Source organism: Falsiroseomonas sp. (genome assembly GCF_051859025.1).
Taxonomy (GTDB): Bacteria; Pseudomonadota; Alphaproteobacteria; order Acetobacterales; family Acetobacteraceae; genus Falsiroseomonas.
In genome coordinates this window covers 29,291-53,485 of the sequence record NZ_JBHYGL010000006.1, presented here as the reverse complement: position 1 = coordinate 53,485, position 24,195 = coordinate 29,291, and the positions used below count along the sequence as shown (strand labels likewise).

At 71.1% G+C, this 24,195-nt stretch carries 22 protein-coding genes; 7 read left to right on the top strand and 15 right to left on the bottom strand.

What is annotated here, in order from left to right; translation table 11 throughout:
• Nucleotides 1–25: 25 nt before the first annotated feature.
• A complete protein-coding gene (locus ACTIE5_RS08610; protein WP_439549285.1) occupies nucleotides 26–937 on the top strand; it encodes an aminotransferase class IV in 912 nt (303 codons plus the stop codon).
• Here ACTIE5_RS08610 and ACTIE5_RS08605 read toward each other — a convergent pair.
• The 3 genes from ACTIE5_RS08605 to ACTIE5_RS08595 are packed head-to-tail and all read right to left on the bottom strand — an operon-like array spanning nucleotide 930 to nucleotide 6,179.
• A complete protein-coding gene (locus ACTIE5_RS08605) occupies nucleotides 930–2,999 on the bottom strand; it encodes a hydantoinase/oxoprolinase family protein (protein ID WP_439549284.1) in 2,070 nt (689 codons plus the stop codon). The two genes, ACTIE5_RS08610 and ACTIE5_RS08605, sit on opposite strands and share 8 nt — an antisense overlap.
• Nucleotides 2,996–4,588, bottom strand: a complete 1,593-nt coding sequence (locus ACTIE5_RS08600) for a hydantoinase B/oxoprolinase family protein (RefSeq protein WP_439549283.1) — start codon at nucleotides 4,586–4,588, stop codon at nucleotides 2,996–2,998. Before ACTIE5_RS08600 ends, ACTIE5_RS08605 begins: the two co-directional genes overlap by 4 nt.
• Before the next feature lies 1 nt (nucleotide 4,589).
• Nucleotides 4,590–6,179: a thiamine pyrophosphate-binding protein gene (locus ACTIE5_RS08595; protein WP_439549282.1), complete on the bottom strand. Its 1,590-nt coding sequence runs from the start codon at nucleotides 6,177–6,179 to the stop codon at nucleotides 4,590–4,592.
• Between the two features lie 102 nt (nucleotides 6,180–6,281).
• Between ACTIE5_RS08595 and ACTIE5_RS08590 the strand changes: the two genes are divergently transcribed.
• The 3 genes from ACTIE5_RS08590 (at nucleotide 6,282) to ACTIE5_RS08580 (ending at nucleotide 9,181) form a co-directional block, all read left to right on the top strand.
• Complete coding sequence (locus ACTIE5_RS08590; RefSeq protein ID WP_439549281.1) at nucleotides 6,282–7,031, top strand: SDR family NAD(P)-dependent oxidoreductase; 750 nt, start codon at nucleotides 6,282–6,284, stop codon at nucleotides 7,029–7,031.
• Nucleotides 7,032–7,137: 106 nt separating this feature from the next.
• Nucleotides 7,138–7,548: a hypothetical protein gene (locus ACTIE5_RS08585; RefSeq protein WP_439549280.1), complete on the top strand. Its 411-nt coding sequence runs from the start codon at nucleotides 7,138–7,140 to the stop codon at nucleotides 7,546–7,548.
• Nucleotides 7,549–7,633: 85 nt separating this feature from the next.
• A complete protein-coding gene (locus ACTIE5_RS08580; protein WP_439549279.1) occupies nucleotides 7,634–9,181 on the top strand; it encodes a UxaA family hydrolase in 1,548 nt (515 codons plus the stop codon).
• Nucleotides 9,182–9,224: 43 nt separating this feature from the next.
• On the opposite strand, the gene ACTIE5_RS08575 is transcribed toward ACTIE5_RS08580, so the two are convergent.
• Entirely contained in the window at nucleotides 9,225–10,601 is a 1,377-nt protein-coding gene (locus ACTIE5_RS08575; protein WP_439549278.1) for an amidase, read from the bottom strand.
• Nucleotides 10,602–10,608: 7 nt separating this feature from the next.
• The gene (locus ACTIE5_RS08570; RefSeq protein ID WP_439549277.1) at nucleotides 10,609–12,192 is read right to left on the bottom strand and encodes an ABC transporter substrate-binding protein; all 1,584 of its coding nucleotides are present in this window, start codon (nucleotides 12,190–12,192) and stop codon (nucleotides 10,609–10,611) included.
• 204 nt (nucleotides 12,193–12,396) lie between these two features.
• On the opposite strand from ACTIE5_RS08570, the gene ACTIE5_RS08565 reads away from it, so the two are divergent.
• Together ACTIE5_RS08565 and ACTIE5_RS08560 are read left to right on the top strand one after the other, a co-directional pair.
• The gene (locus ACTIE5_RS08565) at nucleotides 12,397–13,377 is read left to right on the top strand and encodes a Bug family tripartite tricarboxylate transporter substrate binding protein (RefSeq protein ID WP_439549276.1); all 981 of its coding nucleotides are present in this window, start codon (nucleotides 12,397–12,399) and stop codon (nucleotides 13,375–13,377) included.
• A gap of 199 nt (nucleotides 13,378–13,576) precedes the next feature.
• Complete coding sequence (locus ACTIE5_RS08560) at nucleotides 13,577–14,263, top strand: DUF4189 domain-containing protein (RefSeq protein WP_439549275.1); 687 nt, start codon at nucleotides 13,577–13,579, stop codon at nucleotides 14,261–14,263.
• A 58-nt stretch (nucleotides 14,264–14,321) separates the two neighbouring features.
• Here the strand turns inward: ACTIE5_RS08560 and ACTIE5_RS08555 are convergent, their stop codons facing one another.
• From ACTIE5_RS08555 to ACTIE5_RS08545, 3 genes are read right to left on the bottom strand one after another with little or no spacing between them, the layout of a single operon-like run.
• Complete coding sequence (locus tag ACTIE5_RS08555; protein ID WP_439549274.1) at nucleotides 14,322–14,678, bottom strand: DUF952 domain-containing protein; 357 nt, start codon at nucleotides 14,676–14,678, stop codon at nucleotides 14,322–14,324.
• A gap of 30 nt (nucleotides 14,679–14,708) precedes the next feature.
• Nucleotides 14,709–15,155: a cell wall hydrolase gene (locus ACTIE5_RS08550; RefSeq protein ID WP_439549273.1), complete on the bottom strand. Its 447-nt coding sequence runs from the start codon at nucleotides 15,153–15,155 to the stop codon at nucleotides 14,709–14,711.
• Nucleotides 15,152–15,526 carry a hypothetical protein gene (locus tag ACTIE5_RS08545; protein ID WP_439549272.1) on the bottom strand — a complete coding sequence of 125 codons (375 nt, stop codon included), beginning with the start codon at nucleotides 15,524–15,526 and terminating at the stop codon, nucleotides 15,152–15,154. Before ACTIE5_RS08545 ends, ACTIE5_RS08550 begins: the two co-directional genes overlap by 4 nt.
• Before the next feature lie 91 nt (nucleotides 15,527–15,617).
• Here ACTIE5_RS08545 and ACTIE5_RS08540 point away from each other — a divergent pair, with 91 nt between their 5' ends.
• Nucleotides 15,618–15,836: a hypothetical protein gene (locus ACTIE5_RS08540; RefSeq protein ID WP_439549271.1), complete on the top strand. Its 219-nt coding sequence runs from the start codon at nucleotides 15,618–15,620 to the stop codon at nucleotides 15,834–15,836.
• A gap of 3 nt (nucleotides 15,837–15,839) precedes the next feature.
• Here the strand turns inward: ACTIE5_RS08540 and terL are convergent, their stop codons facing one another.
• From terL to ACTIE5_RS08505, 7 genes are all read right to left on the bottom strand, one after another.
• On the bottom strand, nucleotides 15,840–17,276 hold the full coding sequence (gene terL, locus ACTIE5_RS08535) for a phage terminase large subunit (protein WP_439549270.1): 1,437 nt from the start codon (nucleotides 17,274–17,276) through the stop codon (nucleotides 15,840–15,842).
• Nucleotides 17,273–17,623, bottom strand: a complete 351-nt coding sequence (locus ACTIE5_RS08530) for a hypothetical protein (RefSeq protein ID WP_439549269.1) — start codon at nucleotides 17,621–17,623, stop codon at nucleotides 17,273–17,275. The genes terL and ACTIE5_RS08530 overlap by 4 nt, the downstream gene beginning before the upstream one ends.
• A complete protein-coding gene (locus ACTIE5_RS08525; protein ID WP_439549268.1) occupies nucleotides 17,620–19,902 on the bottom strand; it encodes a phage tail fiber domain-containing protein in 2,283 nt (760 codons plus the stop codon). The genes ACTIE5_RS08530 and ACTIE5_RS08525 overlap by 4 nt, the downstream gene beginning before the upstream one ends.
• A 61-nt stretch (nucleotides 19,903–19,963) precedes the next feature.
• Nucleotides 19,964–20,404 (bottom strand): hypothetical protein, encoded by a 441-nt coding sequence (locus ACTIE5_RS08520; RefSeq protein WP_439549267.1) that lies wholly within the window; start codon nucleotides 20,402–20,404, stop codon nucleotides 19,964–19,966.
• Nucleotides 20,404–22,284, bottom strand: a complete 1,881-nt coding sequence (locus ACTIE5_RS08515; protein WP_439549266.1) for a hypothetical protein — start codon at nucleotides 22,282–22,284, stop codon at nucleotides 20,404–20,406. Before ACTIE5_RS08515 ends, ACTIE5_RS08520 begins: the two co-directional genes overlap by 1 nt.
• Nucleotides 22,285–22,288: 4 nt before the next feature.
• A complete protein-coding gene (locus ACTIE5_RS08510) occupies nucleotides 22,289–22,858 on the bottom strand; it encodes a hypothetical protein (RefSeq protein ID WP_439549265.1) in 570 nt (189 codons plus the stop codon).
• A gap of 132 nt (nucleotides 22,859–22,990) precedes the next feature.
• Nucleotides 22,991–23,830: a phage capsid protein gene (locus ACTIE5_RS08505; RefSeq protein WP_439549264.1), complete on the bottom strand. Its 840-nt coding sequence runs from the start codon at nucleotides 23,828–23,830 to the stop codon at nucleotides 22,991–22,993.
• Nucleotides 23,831–24,195 lie beyond the last annotated feature (365 nt).

The window sequence follows — 24,195 nt, the reverse complement described above, 5'->3', positions numbered from 1 at the left end:
GCGACGAGCAGCGGGAGCAAGCGCGATGTGGCAGGCCCACACCATCATCCACAACGGCGTGGCGATGCCTTTCGCCGATGCGCGGATCCATCCGCTGGCGCTGGGCGTCGCCTTCGGCGTGGCGGTGTTCGAGGGGCTGCGCGCCTATCGCCACCCCGAGACCGGCGCCTTTACCGTCTTCCGGCTGGATGAGCATCTTGCCCGCCTGCAACAGGGCATGAAGGTGATGCGCTTCGACAATCCGCCTTCGACGGAGACGCTGCGCGCCGCGGTGCTGGAGGTGATCCGCCTGAACGCGCCGGATGAGGATGCCTATCTGCGCGTGCAGGTGCAGATCGAGGCGATGGGCATGATGGCGACGACCGGCCCCGTCGGCTGGATCGCCGCCGCGCTGCCGCGGGAGCGCAGCAAGAAATTCGCGAGCGGGCTCGCGGCCACCGTCTCCTCCTGGACCCGGATCGCGGACAATGCAATGCCGCCGCGGGTCAAGGCCTCCGCCAACTATCACGCTAGCCGGTTGGCGACCCTGCAGGCCAAGGCGGATGGCTATGACAGCGCGCTGCTGCTGACGGCGCGGGGGAAGGTTTCCGAAGCGGCGGCCGCTTGCCTGTTCCTGGTGCGCGACGGCGTGCTGGTGACGCCGGGGCGGACCAGCGACATCCTCGAGAGTGTGACGCGCGACACCGTCATGATCCTTGCCCGCGAGCTCGGTATCCCGGTGGAGGAGCGGGAGGTCGATCGCACGGAGCTGTATGTGGCGGAAGAGGTCTTCCTGTGCGGCACGGGGCAGGAACTGGTGGCGGTGACATCGGTGGACCGGCTGCCGGTCGGTGACGGCAAGCCGGGCGCGCTGACGCAGCGTTTGCAGGCGGCCTATGAGGCGGTGGTGCGCGGCACGACCGACGCGCACCCGGAATGGCGCGCCGCCGTCAGCTGAACACGACCACCAGGTTCAACCCCTCGTCGCAGGTGGCGGTGGCGCCGGGGGGGAGGACCAGCGTGCTCTCCCGCTCTTCCACCACGGCGGGGCCGGTGACGCTGTCGCCGGGACGCAGCGCGGTGCGGTCGATGACCGTGGTATCGACGAACGCCTCTCCGAACCAGGCGGGCCGGGTCCCCTTGCGGGCGCTGCCGCCGCGCTGGCCGGCGGGGGCGAGGCGGAGCGCGGGGGTGGGGCCGCTGACGATGACGCGCCAGCCCACGGTCTCCACCGGCAGCCCGGCCTCGATGCGGCCGTAGAGGCGGCGGTATTCGGCTTCGAAGGCGGCACGGATGGCGTCGCGGTCGCCCTGCGCGATGGCAGCGGTGTCGATGGCCGCTTCCACCTGGTAGCCCTGGCCGGCATAGCGCAGCGCGGCGAGGATGCGGATGGAAACATCGCTGTCCGCGACGCCGGCTTCGGCGACCATCGCGCGGCCCTCCGCCTCCATCGCCGCCAGCATGGCGTGCAGTGCGTCCATGTCGAGCGTCGCCAGCGGAGCGACCATGGCGCGGAGATGCGCGAAGGAAATGGGGGCAGCGAGGAATCCAAACGCCGAGGCGACGCCGGCGCCGGGGGGCGAGACGAGCTTGGCCAGGCCGAGCTTCATCGCGATGGCGCAGGCATGGACGGGGCCGGCGCCGCCGATGGGCACCATGGCGTAGTCCTCGATCCGGCGCGCCTTCTCCAGCGCATGGATCGCGGCGGCCTGGGCCATGGTGCCGTTCACGGTCTCGTGCACGGCCCAGGCGGCCTCCACCGCGGAAAGGCCCAGCGGCTTGCCGATGTGCTCCAGCAGCGCGCGTTCTGCCGCCGCCACATCCAGCGTCATGTCGCCGCCGAGGAAACTGTCCGGCGCCAGGTAGCCCAGCAGCAGGTCGGCATCCGTCACGGTCGGCAGCGTCCCGCCCAGGCCGTAGCAGGCCGGGCCGGGATCGCTGCTGGCGCTGTCGGGGCCGACCTTGATGAGGCCGAGGCGATCGACGCGCGCGATGGAGCCGCCGCCGGCGCCGATCTCGATCATCTCGACGACGGGAACCTTCAACGGAAAGCCGCTGCCTTTCCGGAAGCGATCAACCCGCGAAACCTCGAAGTCGAGGCTGCGCTGCGGCTCGCCCTGGTCGATCAGCGCGGCCTTGGCGGTGGTGCCGCCCATGTCGAAGCAGAGGACATCGGGCGCGCCGGCGGCGGCGCCGACCAGGCGCGTGGCCTGCACGCCGCCGGCGGGGCCGGATTGCACCAGGCGGATCGGGTGTTTCGCCGCGACATCGTCCCGCACCGTGCCGCCATCCGACAGCATCAGGAACAGCGGGCCGGTCACGCCGGCATCGCGCAGCCCGCCGCGCAAGCGCGCGACGTAGCGTTCGAAGACGGGCTGGACATAGGCGTTGCAGATGGTGGTGGTGCCGCGTTCGTATTCCCCGATTTCCGGCACCAGATCGGAGGAAAGGCACAGCGTCAGGCCGGGCGCTTCCTGCTTCGCCAACTCGGCGAGGCGGCGTTCATGGATGGGGTTGAGGAAGGCGTGCAGCAGGCAGATGGCCAGCGCCTGGGCGCCGGCGTCGCGCAGCGCGCGGATGGCGGCGCGGGCGGCGTCCTCATCAAGCGGCGTCACCACCGCGCCATCGGCGCGCAGGCGTTCGGGGACGCCGAGGCGAAGGCTGCGCGGCACCAGCGGTTCGGGGCGCCGCATGAAAAGATCGTAGGTGTCGTGGCGGAGTTCGGTGCCGATTTCCGGGATGTCGCGGAAACCCTCAGTCGTGAGAAAGCCCGTCGGCACGCCGCGGCGCTCGATCAGGGCGTTGGCGACAAGCGTGGTGCCGTGGATGACGTGACTGACCTCGGTCGGGGCGACGCCATGGGTGGCCAGAAGCTGGCGAATGCCCTCCAGCACCGCCTGTTCCGGCGCGTGTGCCGTGGTGAGGAGCTTGCCGTTGAAGAGCCGCCCGTCGCGGCTGTCCAGCAGCACGAAGTCGGTGAAGGTGCCGCCGATATCGACGCCGATCTGCCAGGGGGTCACGCCACGTAGCCTTCCGCGCTGTCCTGCGCGCGGGCTTCCGCGCTGCGTTCCGCCGGTGGGCCGAAGCCGCCGCCGCCGGGGGTCTCGAAGGTGAGGGTATCGCCGGGTTGGAGCGTGATGCGCGCCTTGGCGGCCACCTGCTTGCCGTTCAGCAGATCGCGGCCCGCGCGACCTGCCTCGCCACCCAGCAATCCGCGTGGTGGATGCTGCACGCGTTCATGGCGGTAGGTCGCGGTCACGGGCTTGTCGCCGACCACGCGGAAACCCAGGCGTTGGCCGAGCCCGCCGCGGGTGCGGCCATCCCCGCCGCTGCCGACGATGAGTGACTTCTCCGTCACCAGCAGCGGCACCGCATTCTCGAACTGCTCCACCGGCTGGGTCGCGACATTGGAGGGGAAGGAGAGGCAGGAGGCGCCATCATGCGACGCGGCCGCGCCATGGCCGCCATTCATGAAGAACATGCGGACATAGCGGCGGCCATCGGGTTGCTCGCCGGTGAAATAGACGTTCCAGAGCGGGCTGCCGCATTCCGCCACCACGCGATCCGGAATCATCTTCCCCAGCGCCGCCAGCACCAGCATGGGCAGGTAGTGGCCTGTCAGGTGTCGGCCCCAGACGGGGGCGGGGTGGCGCGGATTCACGATGGAGCCCTCCGGCGCGATCAGGGTGATCGGGCGAAAGCTGCCGTCATTGTTCGGGGTCAGCGGATCGAAGGCGCATTTCACGGCGTAGTTTGAATAGGCGCGGGTGAAGTTGAGCGGCGAGTTCACGGGGCGCGGGATCTGCGCGCCGGTGCCGGTGAAATCGAGCGTCAGCGCATCGCCCTTGATGGCGAGTCGCAGCCTGATCGTGACGGGATGCTCGAAGCCATCGGAGGTGACTTCATCCATCACCTCCCCATCCGGCACAGCGGCGATGGCGTCGCGCATGGCGCGCTCGGAGCGGCCGAAGATCTCGGCCGCCAGTTCGTCAACGGACGAAATGCCTTCCTCGGCCAGGATGCGCAGCAGGCGGGGCTCGGCCTGGTCATACATCGCGAATTGCGCGCGGATGTCGCCCAGCACCTCCCCGGGCATGCGGAGATTGGCCTCCAGGAAGGCGATGACGTCCTCATTCTCCTCGCCGCCCTTCAGGATGCGGGCGACGGGGATGGTGAGCCCTTCCTCCCAGGCGTCACGCGCCTCGACCGAGGGGGCGCCGCCGATATCGGTGGCGTGGAAGGTGCTGCCGATCCAGGCGATGATGCGGCCGCCGACGAAGACGGGCTTCACCATGGTGATGTCGTTCAGGTGGCCGGTGCCGAGATAGCCGTCATTGCTGATCAGCACGTCGCCGGGTTGCAGGCGCGCGCGCGGGATGCGGGCCAGCATGGCGGCGAGGGTGCGCGGCATGGTGCCCACGAAGCTGGGGACGGAGCGGGAGGATTGCGCGAATTGGCGCCCCTCGCTGTCCATCAGCCCAACAGCCATGTCCCAATTGTCGCGCACGACGGAGGAGAAGGAGGTGCGGACGAAGGTCTCCGCGGCCTCATCCATCAGCCCCGCGATGCGGGCCCAGGCGGTGCCGAGGCGAAGGGCGGAGAGCGTCATCTCAGCCCCGCATCGCCTGGAGCTGCGCGGGGTAGCCGGCGGGGTTCACCGTGACATCGATCAGTGAGGGGCCGTCATGCGCGAAGGCGTCCCGCAGCGCGGCGGCGTATTGCGCGGGGTCGTCGGCGCGCAGGCCCTTCACGCCGAAGCCTTCCGCCACGGCCGCGAAATCCGTCCGCGTGAAGCGCACGCCGGATTGGGGCAGCTGGCGCTGCTGCTGCTTGATGTCGATCAGCGACAGGGCGCTGTCGTTGAAGACGATGGTGATGAGTTTCGCGCCGATCTGCGCGGTGGTGGCGAGTTCGCCCATGCACATCATCAGCCCGCCATCCCCCGTGAAGGCGATGGCGCCGCGGGCGGGGTCATGCACCGCCGCGGCGATCGCCGCCGGCAGCGCGAAGCCCATGGAGGCCAGGCCGTTCGAGATCAGCAGGTCGCGCGGGGCCTCGCACTGCCAGAACGCGGTGGCGGAGAACATATGCGCGCCGGCATCGACGGCGACGCGCGGCGTCGCGCCGGCTGCCCGCGCTTGCCTCTGTGCGATGCGCACGATGTCGGGCGGGGAGACGCCGCCGCTGCCCTGCCATTCCAGCGCGGCCAGCGCCGTGTCGCGCAAAGCGGCGATTTCCGTCGGTGTCCAGGTGGAGGGGCGCGGTTCCAGCGCCGCGATGCTGTCCGCCAGCGGGCCGTGCAGCGCCGCCTGCGGTTCCGCGTAGCGCACGGGATGCGGGCGCAGCGCGATGTCGAGAATCGGCGCGGTGTAGCGCCAGGGCTGGAGGATAAGCTCCACCGGGTCCAGCCCGACCTGGATGATGAGGTCCGCCTGGCCGACGCAGGGGGCTTCCAGCGTGCCGCCGGTGAAGATGCCGGCATAGAGGGAGTGCGCATCCGGCAGCACGCCCTTGGCCTTGTAGGTGACGAGGACGGGGCAGCCCAGTGCCTCTGCCAGCCCGCGCAGCGCGTCGGCGTCGGCGGCGTTGGCGGCCTCCACGCCCACCAGCAGCACGGGGCGTGTGGCGCCGGCCAGCAGGGCAGCGGCGTCGCCTTGAGGGGGGGTGTGCGGCGCCATGGGCTGGAAGGGCTCCACGGGCTGCGCGGGGCGGCGCACGGCCTCCCCCGTCAGGTCCAGGTGGACGGCGCCGCGGGGTGCGGCCTCCGCCTGGTCCAGCAGGGCCATGATGCCGGCCATGGGGGCTTCGGCATCGGCGCGGGCATAGCCCTTCACCACGCCGCCGGTCATGGCGCGCTGGTCGAAATACTGGTGCGTGACCCAACTGGTCTGCTTCGGTGTGAAGCCATCGGCCAGCAGCAGCAGCGGCGCGCGTTCCAGCGTGGCGCAGGCCAGGCCGTTGACCGCATTGCCGACGCCGGGGCCCTTGGTGGTCAGCACCACGCCGGGCGCGCCGGTCAGTTCCGCATCCGCCATGGCGGCGATGGCGGCGTTGGCCTCCTGGCGGGCCAGGATGAAGTCGATGCCGTGGCGGGGCGCGGCCTCGATGATATCGAGCGAGGAGCCGCCGCCGGGCACGCCCCAGATGCGCCGCGTGCCTCGCCGTGCGAGTTCGGCAAGCAAGGCTTCCGTCAACGTCATCACCACGTTCCTTCCCCGGACCGGCTACCTCTGCCCGCGCCCGCGCGGCTTGCCAAGCCGGGGTAGGCAGCCTCTGCTGCGCGGCATCGGCATGGGAGAGACATGATGGCGGGTTTCGCGGGCAAGCGGGTGCTGGTGGCGGGCGGCAGCAAGGGGATCGGGCGGTCCGTCGCGCTCGGCTTTGCCAGGGCGGGCGCGGCCGTATCGATCTGCGCGCGCGGCGCGGAAGCGCTGGAGGCGACGCGGGCGGAGATCGCGGCCTGTGGCGTGACGGCGCATGCCGTATCGGCGGATCTCGGCGTGCTGGCGGATGTCACGGGCTGGGTGGAGGCCGCGGCGGCGGCGCTGGGCGGCATCGACGTGCTGGTGAACAACGCCAGCGGCTTCGGGTCCCGCGATACGGAGGAGGATTGGGCGCGCGGCCTCAATGTGGACGTGATGGCGACGGTGCGAGCCAGCCGGACGGCGACGCCCTGGCTAAAGCAGGCGCGCGGCAGCATCGTGAATGTCACCTCCATCTCCGGCTTCCGGCCTTCGCTGCGCACACCGGCCTATGCGGCAGTGAAGGCGCTGCTGGTGAACTACACGCAGAGCCAGGCGGCCGCCTTTGCGCCGGATGGCGTGCGGGTGAATGCGGTGGCGCCGGGGTCCATCGAATTCCCGGGCGGGTCCTGGGAACAGCGGCGGAGCAGCGACCCGGCGCTGTACAACCGCATCCTCGGCGCCATCCCCTTCGGCCGGCTCGGCACGCCGGAGGAGGTGGCGGAGGTCGCGCTGTTCCTGGCGAGCGACGCGGCGCGCTGGGTGACGGGGCAGACCATCATCGTCGATGGCGGCCAGATGCTGGGTTGAGACAGGGGGGCTGAAACAGCGGCGATACCGATGAAACAGCCGGCGACATGAAGGGGCGGCGGGGCGGGACTAGAAGGGCGCCCCGTCGTTGAAGGAGCAAGAATCCATGCCCCGCCTTCCGTTGTTCTTCATCATCGCCGCCGCCTTCGGCCTGCTGGTCGGCGTCTGCCTGGGTGTCCTGATGGGCATCCAGCATGATTTCCACCTGGCGCCGGTGCATGCGCATCTTAACCTGCTGGGCTGGACCTCGCTCGCGCTGATGGGGCTGACCTTCCGGGCCTATCCCCAGTTACACGCCAACCCGGTGCCGGCGGTGGCGCAATTCGCGCTCTCCACCAGCAGCGCCTTCCTGTTCCCCTTCGGCATCTACCTGTCCATCGAGCACCAGGCGCCAGCGCTGGCGATCGCGGCATCGCTGGTCTGGCTGGCGGGGGTGGCGATGTTCCTGGCCCGCCTGGTCCTGCTGGCCGCGGCGCGGTCCCCCCGCCGGCACCCCGCGCTGCTGCCGGCGGAATGAGGGGGTGGCCGGGCGCTGACATCGGGCCTGGATTGTGGCGATATGGGGGGTAACGGCATCGCGGCCGATACCCCCTGAGGAACCCATGATCGACCTTCACGCCAAGCGCCTGAACGGCCCCGTCATCCGCCTGCATCCCGATGACAATGTCGTCGTCGCCCGCACGGAATGCGAAGCCGGCACCTCCATCCCCGGGGAGAATCTGGTGACGCGGGACAAGGTGCCGGCGGGCTACAAGATCGCCACCCAGCACCTCCGCCGCGGCGACCCGGTGCTGAAGTACCAGGTGACGATCGGCTTCGCCGCGGATGACATCCCCGCCGGCACCATGCTGCACAACCACAATATCGAGTTCCGGGAGTTCGACCGGGACTACGCCATCGGCCGGGACTACCGCCCGGTGGAGATGGTACCCGTGGACCAGCGCAAGACTTTCGCGGGCATCGTCCGGCCCGATGGTCGCGTCGGCACGCGCAACTACATCGCCATCGTCTCCTCGGTGAATTGTTCCGCGACCGTCAGCCATGCTGTGGCGGACTGGTTCACGGAGGATCGCCTGGCGGAATGGCCGAATGTGGATGGCGTGGCCGCCTTCACCCATTCCACGGGCTGCGGCATGGAATTGTCCGGGGAGCCGATGCAACTGCTGCGCCGGACGCTGGGCGGCTACATGCGCCACCCCAATGTCGCCGGCGTCGTCGTCATCGGCCTGGGCTGCGAGCGCAACCAGATCGCGGGGCTGCTGGCCGAACAGGGCCTCACGCCCGGGCCGCTGCTGAAGACGCTGGTGATGCAGGAGATCGGCGGCACGCGGAAGAGCATCGATGCCGGCATCGCCGCGGTGAAGGAGATGCTGCCGGAGGCCAACAAGGCGACGCGCAGCACGGTGTCCGCCGAACACCTGACGGTCGGCCTGCAATGCGGCGGCTCCGACGGTTTTTCCTCCATCACCGCCAACCCCGCGCTCGGCAATGCGATGGATCTGCTGGTGCGCCATGGCGGCACCGCGATCCTGTCGGAGACGCCGGAGATCTATGGCGTGGAGCACACGCTGACGCGGCGTGCCGTGAGCCAGGAGGTCGGCGAGAAACTGATCGAGCGCATCCGCTGGTGGAAGGATGTCTATACGCCGGGCCGAGACACGCAGATCAACGGCACCGTCAGCCCGGGCAACCAGACCGGCGGCCTGGCCAACATCTTCGAGAAGTCGCTGGGTGCCTCGATGAAGGGTGGCACCGGGCCGCTGATGGATGTGCTGCGCTATGCGGAGCCGGTGCGCGTGAAGGGCTTCGTCTTCATGGACACGCCCGGCTTCGATCCCGTTTCCGCCACCGGCCAGGTCGCGGGTGGCGCCAACATGATCGCCTTCACCACGGGGCGCGGGTCCATGTATGGCGCGAAGCCCGTGCCTTCCATGAAGCTCGCGACCAATACGCCCATGTTCCGCCGGCTGGAGGAGGACATGGACATCAATTGCGGTGAGATCCTGGACGGCACCGCCAGCATGGAGGAGATGGGCGAGCGCATCCTCGACCTCATGCTGCGCATCGCCTCGGGCGAGAAGACCAAGAGCGAGGAGCTCGGCGTCGGCAAGCACGAATTCGCGCCCTGGCAGATCGGTATCACCGGCTAGCGGCGGGGTCCGGGGGGCGCCACGCCCCCCGGTGTGATGTTGCTTACAGCGGCGGCCAGCGATCCGCCCAGGGATGCGCGGCCTCATACTGCCGCGCCAGCGCCACCAGCGCCCAATCCGCGCCATAGGGCCCGATGAGCTGGAAGCCGATGGGCAGGCCGTCGGCCGACGGTGCGCAGGGCACGTTCATCCCCGGCAGCCCGCCGGCGTTGACGATGCCGGTGAAGGCGCGGTTGTGGGGCGGGCCGAACTGGTCGGCCGGCCAGGGCAGGGCGCCGGCGGTCGGCGTCACCAGAACGTCCCAGTCCCGGAAGGCCACGGCGAATTGCGCCTGTACCTCGCGGAAGGCGGCTAGGCCGTCGATGTAGTCGGCGGCCGTCAGGGTGGCGCCGCGATCGGCCATCTCCTCATAGATCGCGCCGATGTGGCCGCGCCAATCCTGGCCGCGCAGCACCCAGGCGAGGCCGCCTTGCGTGAAGGTCGGCCAATGCTTCTCGAACAGGGCGAGGTCCACGGGAAGCCGGCCGGTGGTGACGCGGTGGCCGAGGGCGGCCAGGTTCCGCGCCGCTTCCGCGCAGCTTTCGGCGACGGGCGCATCCACCTTCCAGTCGCCGAATTGCGGGATGTAGAGGATGCGGAGGTTCTTCGGCGGCGGCGGTTCCTCATGCGGGCCGGGCACGCCGATGGAGAGGCGGTCCTCATCCAGCGGGCCCTGGATCAGCGCGAGCGTGGCGGCCAGGTCATCGACCGTGCGGGCGATGGGGCCGATCACCTCCGCATCGTCCAGGATCACGGGCAGCCCGTGGCGGCGCGCGACGCGGCCGGTGGAGGGCTTCAGTCCCACCAGCCCGTTGTGGCAGGCGGGGCGGCGGATGGAGCCGCCGCCATCGGTGCCGAGCGTGACCGGCCCGAAGCCGGAAGCCACGCCCGCCGCGCCGCCGCCGGTGGAGGCACCGGAGGTCAGCGCCGGGTTGTAGGGGTTGCGCGTGACACCGAAGGCCTTGGTGTCGATGTTGCCGCGGCCCAGCGTGAACTCCGAGACATTGGTCTTGCCGATCAGCACCGCGCCGGCGGCGCGCAGGCGCGCCACCGGCGTCTCATCCTGGTCGGGCACGTAATCCAGGTAGAGTTCGCTGCCCCAGGCGCAGCGCAGCCCGGCCTGGGTGATGTTGTCCTTGATGGAGACGGGCACGCCATCCAGCGCGCTGAGCGGCGTGCCCGCCGAGAATCGCGCATCGGCGGCGGCGGCCATCTGCGTCGCGCCCGCTTCGTCCAGCGTCGCGATGGCGTTGATGGCGGGGTTCGCCTGGGCGATGCGGGCGAGGATGGAGGCCAGCGCCTCGCTCGGCCGCAGCGTGCCGGCGCGGTAGCGCGCGGCGAGTTCGGTGGCGGAAAGGCGCCAGGCCTCGGTCATCATCATGTATCCGTCAGTTCGCGGGGGTGAAGAAGCGGGCCAGGGTCCACTCATCCGCGCGCGGCGTATAGGCGATGCCGCCGCGCGTCGCCCAGATATTCACCTGGTAGAGGATGGGCACCAGCGCGTGGTCGGCCATCGCCATCTCGCTGGCCTGCTGCAGCAGTGCGCTGCGGGCGGCGTCATCCACCGTGCCGAGCGCCTGCTGGATCACGGCGTCCAGCGCGGGGTTGGAATAGCGGCCGCGATTGCCCACACCCATGCCGCGCTCGCGATCCATGGTGGCGAGCAGCGCGCGGAGTGGCGACGATGCCTCCCCGGTATTGCTGCCCCAGCCCAGCAGCATCGAGGAGTATGCGTGGTTGGGCGGGCCGCCCTGGGAGAGGATGGTGTTGAAGGGCAGCGCCTCGGCCCGCGTCTCGATGCCGGCGCGCTGCAGCATCTGGGCCACGGCCTGCAGGATCTTCTCGTCATTGGGGAAGCGGTCGTTCGGGCCGTGGATGGTCAGCGCGAAGCCGTTGGGCAGGCCCGCTTCGCGCAGCAAGCGGCGGGCGCCTTCCAGGTCGAAGGCCTCGGGCGCCAGGCGCGGGCTGGCGCCGAAGAAGCCTTCCGCCAGCAACCCGCCGGCGGCGATGGCCTCGCCCTCCATCAGCCGGTCTACGATGGCGGGGCGGTTGATGGCGCGGGAGATGGCGGCGCGCACGCGGGAATCGCGCAGCGGGTTCGGCATGGAAGCGCCGCCGCGCTGGGTGGCGTGGGGCGTTGTCTCCCGGAAGGTGTCGAACGACAGAAACATCACGCGGTTGGAGGTGGCGCGGAACAGGCGGAGGTCGGGGCGGCGCTTCAGGGCCTCGAGTTGCGTGATGGGCACGGCATCCACCGCATCGACATCGCCGGCCAGCAGCGCCGCGGCGCGGGCGCTGTCATTCGGGATGATGCGCAGCGTCACGCGCTGCCAATGGGCGGCGCCGCCCCAGTAGTTGTCGTTGCGCGTCAGCACCACGCGGTCGCCAGGAACGAAGCTCTCGAAGCGGAAGGGGCCGGTGCCGACCATGGCGGTGCCGGCGCGAAAATCGGCGGTGGTCGCGGCTTCCAGGCGGCGCGGGATGATGTTGATGACGGAAAGGTCCGTCGGCAGCAGGGGCTGCGGGCCGCGCGTGGTGATGCGCAGGGTGCGCGCATCCACGACCTCCACGCTGGCGATGCCGCGGGTGAATTGCGTGAAGGGGCCTGGACTGTTCGGCACGGCGGGCACGCGCCGCAGGCTGGCGGCCACGTCCTCCGCCCCCAGCGGCGCACCATCGTGGAAGGTCACGCCCGCGCGCAGGCGGAATTCCCAGACGGTGTCGGAAAGGGCGCGCCAGGATTCCGCCAGGCCCGGGACCAGCTGCTGCCGTTCATCCTGATGCACCAGCTTGTCGAAGACATGCGCCGCGATGGCGTTGTTGGGCACGAGGTTGTGGAAATGCGGGTCCACGGCGGTGGGCGTGGAGGCCAGGGCCAGCGTCAGGCTCTGCGCATGCGGCGCCCCGGCGGGCAAGGTGACGGCTGGCAAGGTGACGGCGAGCAGCGTGGCGGCAAGGAGGCGGGGCGTCATGCGGCGACAGCTTTCGCGATGGGCTGTCGCGGAGCTTCCGCCCGGATGCGGCTGCGCGCAAGGCGGGCATTCGGCCTGCAAATTATGCCATTGAACGCATCGCCGCGATGCTGTGCCGGCAAGATGGGCAGAATGTGGCATTCCGCATTGCCGCCCCGAGGTCCGCGGGCAATGCTGCGTCCTTCCCCGCGCGGAGATCGCCCCATGACCCTGATCGCACGCCGCCTGCTGTTCACGGGCATCGCCGCCGGGCTTGCCGCGCCAGCGCTGGCGCAGGGCAATCCCTTCCCCAGCCGCGCGCTGCGCGTGGTGGTGCCCTTCGCGCCCGGCGGCATCACGGACATCCTGGCCCGCGCGGCGGCGGAGGCGATGTCCCGCGTGCTGGGCCAGCCCGTCGTGGTGGAGAATCGCGCGGGGGCCGGCGGCAATGTGGGATCGGAAGCGGTCGCGAAGGCGACGCCCGATGGCTACACGCTGCTCGCCGTCGGGCCCGCCGTGATGGGAATCGCCAAGCCACTCTACAGCCGGCTGAACTACGACCCGGACAGCGACTTCACCTGCCTCGGCCTGCTGGGCGCTCAAGCGAATGTGATGCTGGTCAGTCCGCGTGCCTTGCCGCAGCCCACGCTGCCCGCGCTGCTGGAAGCGGCGCGCGCGAAGCCCGGGGAACTGCCCTTCGCGTCATCCGGCAGCGGGTCCCTGACGCATCTGACGGCGGAGCTGTTCGCAGCCGATGCCGGGCTGCGGATGGTGCATGTGCCCTATCGCGGCAGCCCGCCGGCGCTGGCGGACCTCGCGGGCGGGCAGGTGGCGATGATGTTCGATGCGCTGACAACGGCGCTGCCGCTGCACCAGGGCGGCCAGGCGCGCATCGTCGGCATCGCGACACGGGGCCGGGCGGCGGAACTGCCGGCAGTGCCGAGCCTGGTGGAGGCAGGCTTCGCCAGCCTGGACGCGCCGAACTGGTTCGGCCTGTTCGCGCCGGTGGCGACACCCGCCCCGGTTGTGGCGCGCCTGGCGGCGGCGGTGGCGGAGGTCACGGCCTCCGACAGCTACAAGGCGCTGATGCGCGCCCGCAGCGCGGACCCCGTCGCGCTGGGGGATCGCAGCCTCGATGCCTTCCTGGCCGCGGAACGCAGGCGCTGGGCGGAGGCGGTGCGACGCAGCGGCGCGAAGGCGGATTGAGGTCGGGGAAGGACCGGACCGTTTCGTCATCGAAGGGCTGGTCGGGCGCCCTGCGCCGGGTTAACCTCGCGTCAGCGGTGTGTATACAAGATGTAACGCGCGCCGGCGGTTTCTTCGAGGCGATCCAGGGATGGTTACTTCGGAACGAGTCGGCTGGGTCCGGCTCTCCGCGTTTCTTCTGACGATGATGGCTGCGGGGATGCCGATACAGGCCTCGGCGCAGTCCAGCCAGGCAAACAAGCCCGTGGACAGCATGTCGTGCCGCCGGCAATGCGATGCCCGGATGCCCGACCGCGCGATGAACCCGCAACCCGTGCAGGCCTGCCTGGTCCGCTGCGCGGCGGGGGAACGGCATCTGTCACGGCAGAACCAGCGCGGCACGCCGGAAGCCACGGGCCGTGGCACGACGGGTGGCGCCCCGGGGAGTTCCACGGCGCCCGGTTCGGCGCGCGTGGCAGCGGGCGCCGCCGCGGGGGCCGGCCTGGCGGCCGGCGTGCCATCCGCGATGCCGCAGCGCGCCGCCGCGGCGACAGGGCGCAGCATCGTCGCCTATGCCGCGCCGCTGCCCGGCCGCGGCCTCTCGGTTTCCATGCCGCAGGAACGCATGGCGGCGCATCGGGGCGCGGAGACGGAATGCTTCCGCCGCAACAACAACAATCCCTGCCGCCTGCTGGCGGAGACGGCGGACCGGTGCCTGGCGGTTGCCTTCGGCATCCGGGCCAATGGCCTGGTCATCACCTCGGACCCCCGGACCTTCACGATCCACCATTACGGCACGGGGTCGGGGCAGGATGAGACGTCGGCCGAATTCGCCGCGCTGCGGGACTGTTCCGGCCGCCTGGCCGCCGGCGTGTCCTGCCGGATCGCGACGTCGCGCTGCGGCTGAAACTGCTTCGGTGACCGGGCTTCGGTGACTGGGCTTCGGCCCGGCCAGCCGGCCCGGTTCAGGGGATCATCGCGGGAAAGTGATGCGTGCCGTCCGTGAGCAGCGGCAGCCGCGTCACGGACAGCACGGCGGATAGCGGCAGCGCTGAATAAAGATGCGGGAACAGGCCGGGGCGACTGCCGCCGGAAGCCGGTTCCCATTTCAGCGCATCGCCGAGCCGCGCCGCATCGGCCTCCACCAGCCAGAGATCCGCCACGCCAGCGCGGTGCTTCGCCGCGCTCGCGCGAAGCTGGGCGGCGGTGGAGAAGTGCAGGAAGCCATCGCGCTGGTCATGCGCGCTGCCGGCATAGGCGCCGGCGGCCTCCGCCGCGCGCCAATCGGCTTCCCTCACCATCGTGTAGATGCGGTCTTCCATGCGCCGGCCCCTGCTTCGGGGTGCAGCGTATCAGCCGAGCAGCCGGTAGAAGACAAGCCCGCCCGCTTCCGCCACCGGCACCTGGCCGACAGCCCAGCGGGGCAGGGTGTCGGCCGCATGGTAGTGGGTGGCTCCCCTTGTCGGGTCCGGCAGGGCGCCGGACAGCGCCCGGGCGGCGATGCGCTGGCAGATGGCGAAGGCCGGATCCTCCCGCGTCGCCGGGTCCGCCATGGCGCCCCGCCGGGGATGGCGGGGATGCCAGCAGGCGAACTGGAAGGGCGCGCGGCAGATGGCGCCGATGCCGGTGCCGAGGTGCTTCGGCCCGTCGGGCAGGGTAGACAGGCGCAGGCGGTTCATCACCACCGCGGCGACGCCCTCCATCCCCCGCACCGGCCGGCCGGCGGCCTCGCCCCAGAGCGTCAGCGCCAGCACCGTCAGCCCCGCGGGCGTCGCCGCGCGATCAAGCGTCGCGCTCATGCCCTCGTCTCCCCCTCGGCGCGGGCGGAGAAGCCGACCTTGCGCTGCGTGACGACCTGGCCGGAGATGGCGGCCGCGGCCGTCGCGGCGCGGCTCACCTCGTCCAGCTTCTCCTCGATGCGGACCAGGTGGAGCGACAGGCGCGAATCGAGGTCCCGGATGAGGGAGAGGGGCACATAGGTGCGCGCGACCTCCAGCTTGAACTCGGCCAGGTCGTCGCGGGCGGAGGATACGGGCGGGGCCGGGGCCGCGGGCGGTTCCGGCCGCGCCATCAGGTCCCGGCGCAGGACATGGACCATCCAGAGCATCAGCAAGGCGAGCGGCGCATCAGAGGCCGCGGCCAGCAACTGGGGCGGGATCTCGGGGATCATGGGGGCACTCCTTGAAGGGAAGCGGCGGCGGAACCACCCTCGGGGGGCCGCGCGGAAAGGCCGCGCGGCGGGGGATGCGTCGCGCGGACCGATGTGGAACGAGCCTTACCTGGAGACCTGCTGCCGATCGGCGCTGCACCGGCTGACGCTGGTGCGGCCGCATGGGCGCCCTGACGGGCTGAAGGACGGCCCCTGCCTGCAGAGGCTGGCCGGCATGGGCCTGGCGCGGAGCCGCCCGGATGGGCGGTTCGAGGCGACGGAAGCCGGTCTCGACCGGCATGGGACGGAGATCGCCCGCAAGCGGGCGTGACCGTCACATGCCGCGCCAGGGCAGCGCCATGCGCGGCGCCGGCGGCGTGAAGGGCAGGCGCACCGGTTCGGCCAGCAGGCAGCCCGCGACGGCATCCAGCGCGTCATCGTGCAGCCCCGGCGTATCCGGGCGCCATTCCGCCATCTCCCGCACGAAGCGGCCGCGCAGCACGCTGTCATGGGCGGACAGGCGCCTGGCCGCCAGCACCGGGTCCAGCGCCGCCAGGATGCGGTCGGATTTGGCGCGGCGGCTGGCGACCTCCGTCACCGTGCAGGCGGCACCGACCCGCGCCATCTCCCGCCGCAGCAATCCGGGCAGGAAGCGGCCGAGGCCATTCGTCTCCACCCGCACCACCGGCAGCATCAGCTCCCGCGCCAGCGCCGCCACGGCGCGGCATTGCTGGGTGGCGGCGTCCTCCTCCGCCTCCGGGTCGTGCAGCAGGTAGGCGACGCGGTGGAGGTAGTGGCGGCCTTCCGCATCGCTGAAGGTGGCCGCCAGCACGCTGGCATCGCCGCTGCCGGGGCGGCCATAGGCCGGGTCCCACCAGCCGCCGCCGGAGACGAGGCGCGTGCCCATCAGGGACAGCACGCCGCGCCCATTGGCCTCCCGGTAGTCGATCTCCGCGCCGTAGCGGGACAGCGCGGCGGGATCGAGCCGCGCGGCCCCCATCGGCACGGGTTCCAGCATCATCTGCCGGCGGAAGGCCAGCGGGCCGACGCGGTCGCGCAGCGCCGCCACGGCGGCATCCCCGAAGCGTTCAGGCCAGGTGCTGCGCCCCTCGCCGTCCAGCAGCGGCAGCGCCAGGCGCCGGTAGCCCGAGAGAAAGGCGTCCTCCCCTTCCGCATAGAGGCTGTCCTCCGCATGCGGCGTGCCGACGAACAGGATGCTGCCGCCGGGAACGAGGACGAATTCGGCCTCCGTCAGCCTTTCCCGCAGCTCCTCCCGCTTCGCTGGCGTGTCGCAATTGCCGGCGACCTCGACATCGTCGCCGATGATGAGGTCGGCCCGCGCGCCGGTGATGTTGCCGCCGATGCCCGCCGCGATCATGGAGGCATCGCGCAGCACGCCAGGCCGCGCCACCGTGAAGCGATCCGACGCCCAGGACCCCTCCCCATGCCCGGGCAGCAGCGCGGAACACAGCGGGTGGCGGCCGAGGATGCGGCGGACATTCGCCACCATCTTCGTCGCCAGCGCATGGTCCGCCGCCACCACCAGGATTCGCGTCTCCGGCGCGCGATACAGGCGCCACGCGCAGTAGAGGCCGATGAGCGTGGATTTGCCGAAGCCGCGGAAGGCCATCAGCAGCAGCCGCCGATCCCCGGCTTCCTCCCGCGCCTGCAGCCAGCGCAGCACGCGCCGGTGCAAGGGGGGGGTGCCGAGGCCGCTGGCCTGGTTCCAGATCCAGGCGAATTCGACGAGGTCGGCGGGGCGTGGGCTCAAGCCTCCTCCTCCCTGTCATCGGCCGGGCCATCCGCCGGCGGCGGCGCATCGGCATCGCCTTCCCGCGCGATGGTGGCGCGCGCCTTGGCGAGGATGTCGTCCACCGTCTCCTCCGGCGCCTCCGCATCCCCCGCGGCCAGGGCGGCGAGTTCGCTGATATGCGCCAGCGCCGCGCGGGCGGCGGATTGCCGGGCGGCGAAGTTCTTGGGATCCGGCGGCACATCCTCCAGCGGCGGGTCGCTGACGAAATGCGCGTATTCCTCCGCGACGCGATCCAGCACGGCGGCGAGCTTGGCGCGCGGCACGCCGGGCGCCTTGCGGCGGGTCGTGGCGGTAGGCCTGCTCATGCCTTCACCACCCGCACGCGCACCGTGCCGGGGTTGAGGTCCACCGCCGCGCCGGACCGGTTCCAGACCGTGACCGTCACCGTGTCCTGCGCCCCGATCTGCGCCAGGAAGACGCAGCCGGAGGTGGCGAGGGAGAAGGAGGCCTGCACGAAATCCCCGGCCCTGGCGCCGGCGACGGTGACGCTGGTCTGCGCGCTGGCGCCGGCGGCGATGGAGGCCGGATCCCAGGCCTGCTCCGCGATCAACTCCCGCACGCCGATGCGCAGGTCCGGCAGCCCGAACAGCAGCGGCGGCGCGTGGCGCGGATCGCAATGCAGGCGCATGGCACGCAATTCGTAATCCGCCGTGATGCGGGCGACGCCGATGATGGCGGTGGCCACCTGCGGCGCCAGGCGCACGGCCTGCAGCCGCGTCAGCCCCTCATCATCCATGTCCGCCGATCCCTGCCACCAGCGCGCGGTGGCGTTCCAGACCATCGATTGGCCCGATGCCATCACCATGGTGCCGGCGGCATCCGTCAGCAGGTTCCAGCTGGCATCGAAAGCCATGACGATGAGGCGCGGGGAATCCGCATCCACCGTCAGGGCGAAATCCTTGCAGCGGGACGTATCCACCACGAAGCCCAGGCCGCGCCCGCCCGTCAGCACCACGCCACGGCTGGTCAGCGTGTAGGAATCGAGGGCCGGGAAGGCGAATTGCGGCAGGGAGGTCGGGCTGCCGGACACGCTGGTGGACAGGCAGGCAAGCTGTTCGAACCCCGTCTCCGTCGCGTTCCAGCGGATGGCGGCGGCCCGCAGCGACGGCACCGCCGCCACCTCTCGCGTCGCTTCCCGGTTCGGCAGCGCCTGGTGCAGCGCCTGCACCGTACCGCCGAGCCGCGTGGCCGTTGCCGTGTGCTCGATCTCGATCGCATAGCCCTGGCTGGCCCAGGCCACCTCATACAGGTGGTCCTGCGCGCCGGCGGTGTGGCGGGCCACGATGGCGTCGCAGCCTTCCATGCGGACGCAGCGCGCGATGATGGCGCGGCTGTTCACCTCGCACAGGAAGGGGATGCCGGTGGCCGGGATCGTGCGCGAATTCAGCTCGAAATTGGGGCCGTCGAACAGATGGCGGTTATGCGCGACATAGGCGCCGGGCTCGGCGGACAGGCGGATGCCGAAGCGGTCCTTGTCCGTGTACACGGTGGAGCCCACGGCGAAGTGCCCGCCATAGTAGCGGATGGAGGTGTTCCACGCCGCCGCCGTCTCGGCCCGGATGTCGAGCCCGATCTTGTTGTTCACGAAGCGGCCGAGGATCAGGGTGGAATCCTCGAACCCACGCTCGACGCCCAGGGTCCGCAGGCCGATGGTGAAGCCCGTGATCTCCCGGACCTCGATGAGGGAGGCATCGTGGTTGCGCATGACCACGCCGATATCGCCCTCATCCATCCAGTCGCTGGTGGTGGCGCGGAACACGGCGATGCCGCTGTGGAACTTGTTGGCGTTGCGCGTGGCGCCGCCATCGCCAATGGTCAGCGCCACCTGGCCGCCGGGGCCCGCATAGACGATCCGGCCGCGCATGGTGAGGCCCGCCGCGGCGCCCGGCAGAGTCAGGGGCTGCAGCGTGCGGAAGGAACCCTCGCCGATCGTCAGCACCTTGCCGGATGCGGCGGCGGCGTTCATCGCGGCCTGCAGGGCGGGGCCATCATCCGTCACGCCATCGCCGGTCGCGCCGAAGTCGCGCGCGCTCAGCGTCTCCGCCAGCTTGTCCTCCACCGTATGGGGCACGGCGCCGGGGAAGGGCGCCGTCAGCAGGCCGGAATCGCGCGGCACCACCACGATGTCGCCCACGCTGTCGAAGCCGAGCAGCCGGTTGGCGCGCGCGGTCCGCATCGGAAGCGTCATGTCGCCGCCGAGATCGGCGGGGTCCCGCCGCAGGGTGGAGGCCAGCTCCTCCCGCTGCTCCTGCAGCGCGGCCACCACGCGATCCAGCTCATCGTTCAGGGTGCGCGCGCGCAGCACGCCATTGTCCTGGAAGTCGGAGGTGCGTTCGACCTTGATGCGGCGGCGCAGCGTGACCGTGCTGCCGGTGGCGGGCGGCGATGGCAGCGTGACGGTGCCGCCATCGGATTGCCCGGCGCCGGCAACGGTGAAGCCGCTGCCGAGGACGATGCCGTCGACGCGGACTTCCAGCTCCTCCGCGAGGAAGATGGGAAAGGGGAAGGTGAAGTCGCTGCGCGCGCCATCGCCCACGTATTGCACGCGCGGCGCGACGTCGCCGATGCGGATGTGCTCGGCCATCGTGGGCTCCAGGAAAGGGGGGCAGGGAAGGGCCGCGCGGCCAGCGCGCGGCGACGGGTCATCAATCCAGCAGGTTGCGCAGCGAATTGCCGAAGCTGCTGCCTGCGCGCAGCCAGGTGGTCAGCGAACCGTCATCGTTCAGCAGGCTGCGCCGCCCGGCGGAAAGCCGGGCGGCGAAGACCTGGTCGCTGTCCGCCTGCGCCGCGGCGGCATCGCGTTCCAGCCCGGCCGTCAGCGCGGCGGCGGAGCCTTCATCCGGCGAGACGCCACTGGCCGCGAGCCGCGCGCGGGCGGCGGCGGTGGTGCCGGCTAGGCGTGCCTCGCGCGCCCGCGATTCCGCTGCCTGCTGCGCGGCCAGCTGCTGCTGCCGCGCGGCTTCCTGCTGCTGCGCGGCGGCGGCCTGGGCCCTGGCGTTGCCGGACTGCGTCTGGGCCTGGCGCACCGTGGAATACAGCGAGGCGCCCGCGCCGAGGGCAGTCGCGATGGGGGCGAGTTGCGCCATCAGTCGGTCATCCTCATGTCGGTGGTGACGGAAAGCAGGGTCAGCGGCAGCGGCGTCTCGCCTTCCACCCGCCACAGCGGCGCCATCGCGTCGCGCCGCCAGCCGAGGGCGCGTAGCGTGACATCGCCGGTGAAGGGCGCGGGCGCGGCATCCAGCAGCGCCGTGTCCAGCCGCCGGAAGGGCACGGGCTGCACGCCGCGGCCGAGGTCGACCTCCAGCGCCGGCGTCTCCATGACCCGGAAGGTGGCGGAGACCAGGCGGAGCGGCGCGGATGCGGCACCACCGGCACCGGACAGGCCCGTCGGCAGCGGTTCCACCACATGGCGGAAGGGCAGCCCGACCTGCACCGCGCGCGCCGGCGGGTCCAGCGTGACGGCGCCGCCGGCTACGGTCATGGCCCCGCGCGGCGCCCCATCCGCCATGACGCTGACCACCGATCCGTCGAGGTGGCCGAGCCCGGACCACACATCCTGTTCCGTGGCGCTGGTGCCGGACAGCGCGGCATCGAGGCCGAGCGCCGTGTCGAAGCGTTCCAGCCGATGCCAGCCATTCCGCTCCACCACGGCGAAGACGCGGCCCTCGGTCTCCGCCACTGCCTTGAAGCGGCCTGCGGTGTCGAGCCGCGTCCAGGCCGTCACCTGTTCCGCGCGATAGAGCGTCAGCGTCGCGATCGACCCATCGGCCATCACCACATGCAGCAGCCGCATGGTCTGGTCATAGGCCATGGAGACGGGCTGCTGGATCAGGTGCCGCGCCACCAGCGCCAGGTCATTCGCCTGGTACACGTCGGCGACGTCGGTATAGGTGAATTCATGCACTGCCTGGCCGGACCGCGCGACGAACAGCGTGGCGCCATCCACATCCACCGGCGGCACCTGCCGGTCCACCAGGCTGCCGACGCGCGTCTGGCGATGCAGCTGGATGGAGGACGGCGTCAGCGGATCGCCCGTCACCATCCATTCGGCGCCGGAGGTGAAGACCTGCAGGTGGCGGCCGGAGAAGACGGCGCGGATCGCATTCACCTGGTCCGACACCAGCGCGAATTCGATCGCCTGGTCATCGAGCCCGGTGCCGTTGTCGAAATTGCCGATGTCGCCGGTGCGTGACAGCCACAGCCGGTTCGGCAGGTCCCGCGACCCGCCGAGCACCAGGCGATCCTGGTGGAAGCAGGCGGAGACGGGATAGCCGCGGACGCCGCTGAAGGCGGGCTCCGCCCAATCCGTGGTCGGCGCGGTGCCGGGCAGCGTGCCGTTGACGATGCCCGTCGCCGATCGCGCATTCGCCACCGCTGTGATGGCGACGGTGAGGCCCGCGATGCGGAAGGGCGCCGTCACATGGCCGGAGGAGAAGACGTCGGCGGAAGCTGTCAGCGTGATGGTGCCGGTGGTGGCCGATGCCGCGAGCGTGACGCCGGGACGGAAATTGTAGACCGGCGCGGCATCGAAGACGAAGGGCGTCAGCGTCCAGCTGGTATGGCTGCTCCGCGTCAGGCGCTGCGGCGCGACATCGGGGTGGAACAGCAGCAGCGTGTCGGCGCTCTGCGTGAAGGAAACCTGGCCCTGCATGCCGGTGGACCAGGGCGCCGGCAGGCTCGCTACCGCGGCATCGCCCAGGAAGACATGCAGCTGCCCCTCGGTCAGCACCAGCAGGTAGGTCTGCTCCGTGTTGAATTCGAAGGGGATCAGGCGCGCCGGCCCGGGCAGGGATGCCACATGCAGCAGCCCCGGCCGCCGCGCGACGCCGCCCGTGGGCTGGATGACGACATTGCGCAGCCGCCGCGCGCCGTTCTCGAAGGCCCGCAGGTCGGCGCGGCCGAACAGGTTGGGCGCGAGTTCCCCGGCGGTGAAGGAGGATTTGGTGCGTCGCGTGGCGATGGTCATGCGATCAGCCCCGCACCGAGACCAGCGGGAAATCCTCGATCGCCCGCGGCGTGTCCTGCTGGCTGTCGATCTGCCGCGCGCCGCGCAGCTCCGTCTCCGCCAGGCGGAACAGCATCTCCGCCCGCGAAGCGCTTTCCGTCAGAGGCAGGCAGAATTCAGCCGCCAGGCGGGCCACCAGGGCCTGCGCGAAGAAGGGCGGGAAGGCGCTTTCATCGGCGCGGAAGATGTAGGTCAGCACGACCTGTTCCGCATCGGCATGCAGCCTGTCCTCATGCAGCCGGTAGGGCGTGCCGCGCCCGCGCCCGCCGCTGCCGGCGGACAGCGCGCGCAGGAAGCCCGGCGGCAGCTGGAAGGCATGCGCCATGTCCGCCTGCGGCACGGCCGCCAGGCGCGGCAGGGAAGACTGGCCCGTGGCGAAGGACCAGGGATGGGCGGAGAGCAGCGCATCGCGCACCGGCGCGTACAGATTCGCCGCCACCTCCGCCTCCGCCGTCCCCTCATCGAGTGAGGCGACGGGCTGCGCGCCAAGGCGCAGCAGGGCGCGCGAGCACAGCGCGAGCGCGGTGAGTGCCATGGTTGTCATGTCCATTCGCGGGAGGTTGGGCGGCCCCCTTCAGCAGAGGGCCGCCCTGGGTGGTGGCGACGAGCCTGGCCTTATTCAGCCGCGCGCATGCGCAGCCTTATTCCGCCGCGCGCATCCGCAGCCTTATTCCGCTGCGCGCATCCGCACGACGCCCATGTCATCGACCAGCACGGCGCCCTGGCTCATCATGTTGGCGACGAAATGCGCGGCGCGGTCGCCATGCCAGGTGACGTCGGTCTGCACTTCCGCCGCCGCGGCATGGCCGATGGCGGTGCGGTGGAAGAAGTAGCAGTAGCGCAGCGCGCCGGACTTGGTCAGGCCGGAATGCGGCATCCACAGCGCGCCGAGCCAGCGCTTCGCCTGGCTGCCCTTCCAGGGCAGCGCTTCGTCGCCGACATACTGGGAGGAGGCGAATTCCTCGATCGCCAGCAGCTGGCTCCACTGCTTCCAGCCGACGACGGCGACGCGGCCGCCATCATCCGGCACATCGGCCGCGCCCATCATCTCGAACGCCAGCAGCACCTTCGCCTTGGTCAGGCCGTCGCTGTCCGTCGTGCCGGCGGCGGTGCCGATCGCTTCCCGCGTACCGGCATCGAGCGCCGCGATGATGAGTTCGTCCGTCTTGCGGCCCAGCGCATAGGCGCCCGCATTGGCGACGACGGTGCGTTCGTCGATGTTCGTCTTCAGCTCGTCCAGCCGGTCGATCCAGTCGCCGGCATAGTAGTCCTGCAGCACGCATTCCACCTGCGCGTGTTCCAGGTTCATGACGGGGACGGCGCCGTTGCGCGTCTTCGCCGCGGCGATGCCCTTGCCGACCTTCGGGAAGAAGGTGCTGGAACCGGTCACGCCGGATTTGGAACGGACCAGCGGGCGCAGCTTGCTGCCCTGGCGCTGATAGGCCTCCTTCACCTCGGCCTGGAACTGGACGGCGAAGACGGCGTCGATCTGGGTGCTGGCGGGCATCGTGGCCCTCCTTCGTGATGGGGTGCGGGGAAGGGGCCGGGCCGCCGGTTGCCCCCGGGGGGATTGCCCCTGGGGCCGGCGCCACGGCATGGCTCCGCAGGCCCGCTTGCGCGGGTTGCTTGCGGCAAGGGGGGGCGGGGCGGATGGGGACCCTTCGGGCCCGCGCCATCCGCCCCGCCTGCGCCGCGCCCGGGGGATGGGGCGCGGCGGCGCCGGCCGGCGCCACGCGCTGCGATGCAGCGGGCGCCTGGCCGGATCTCAGCGGCGGATCAGGGTCGTTCGCCGATGATGCGCGTGAACCCATCGGCTATTCGCCGATGATGCGCGTGAACCCATCGGCTATTCGCCGATGATGCGCGTGAACC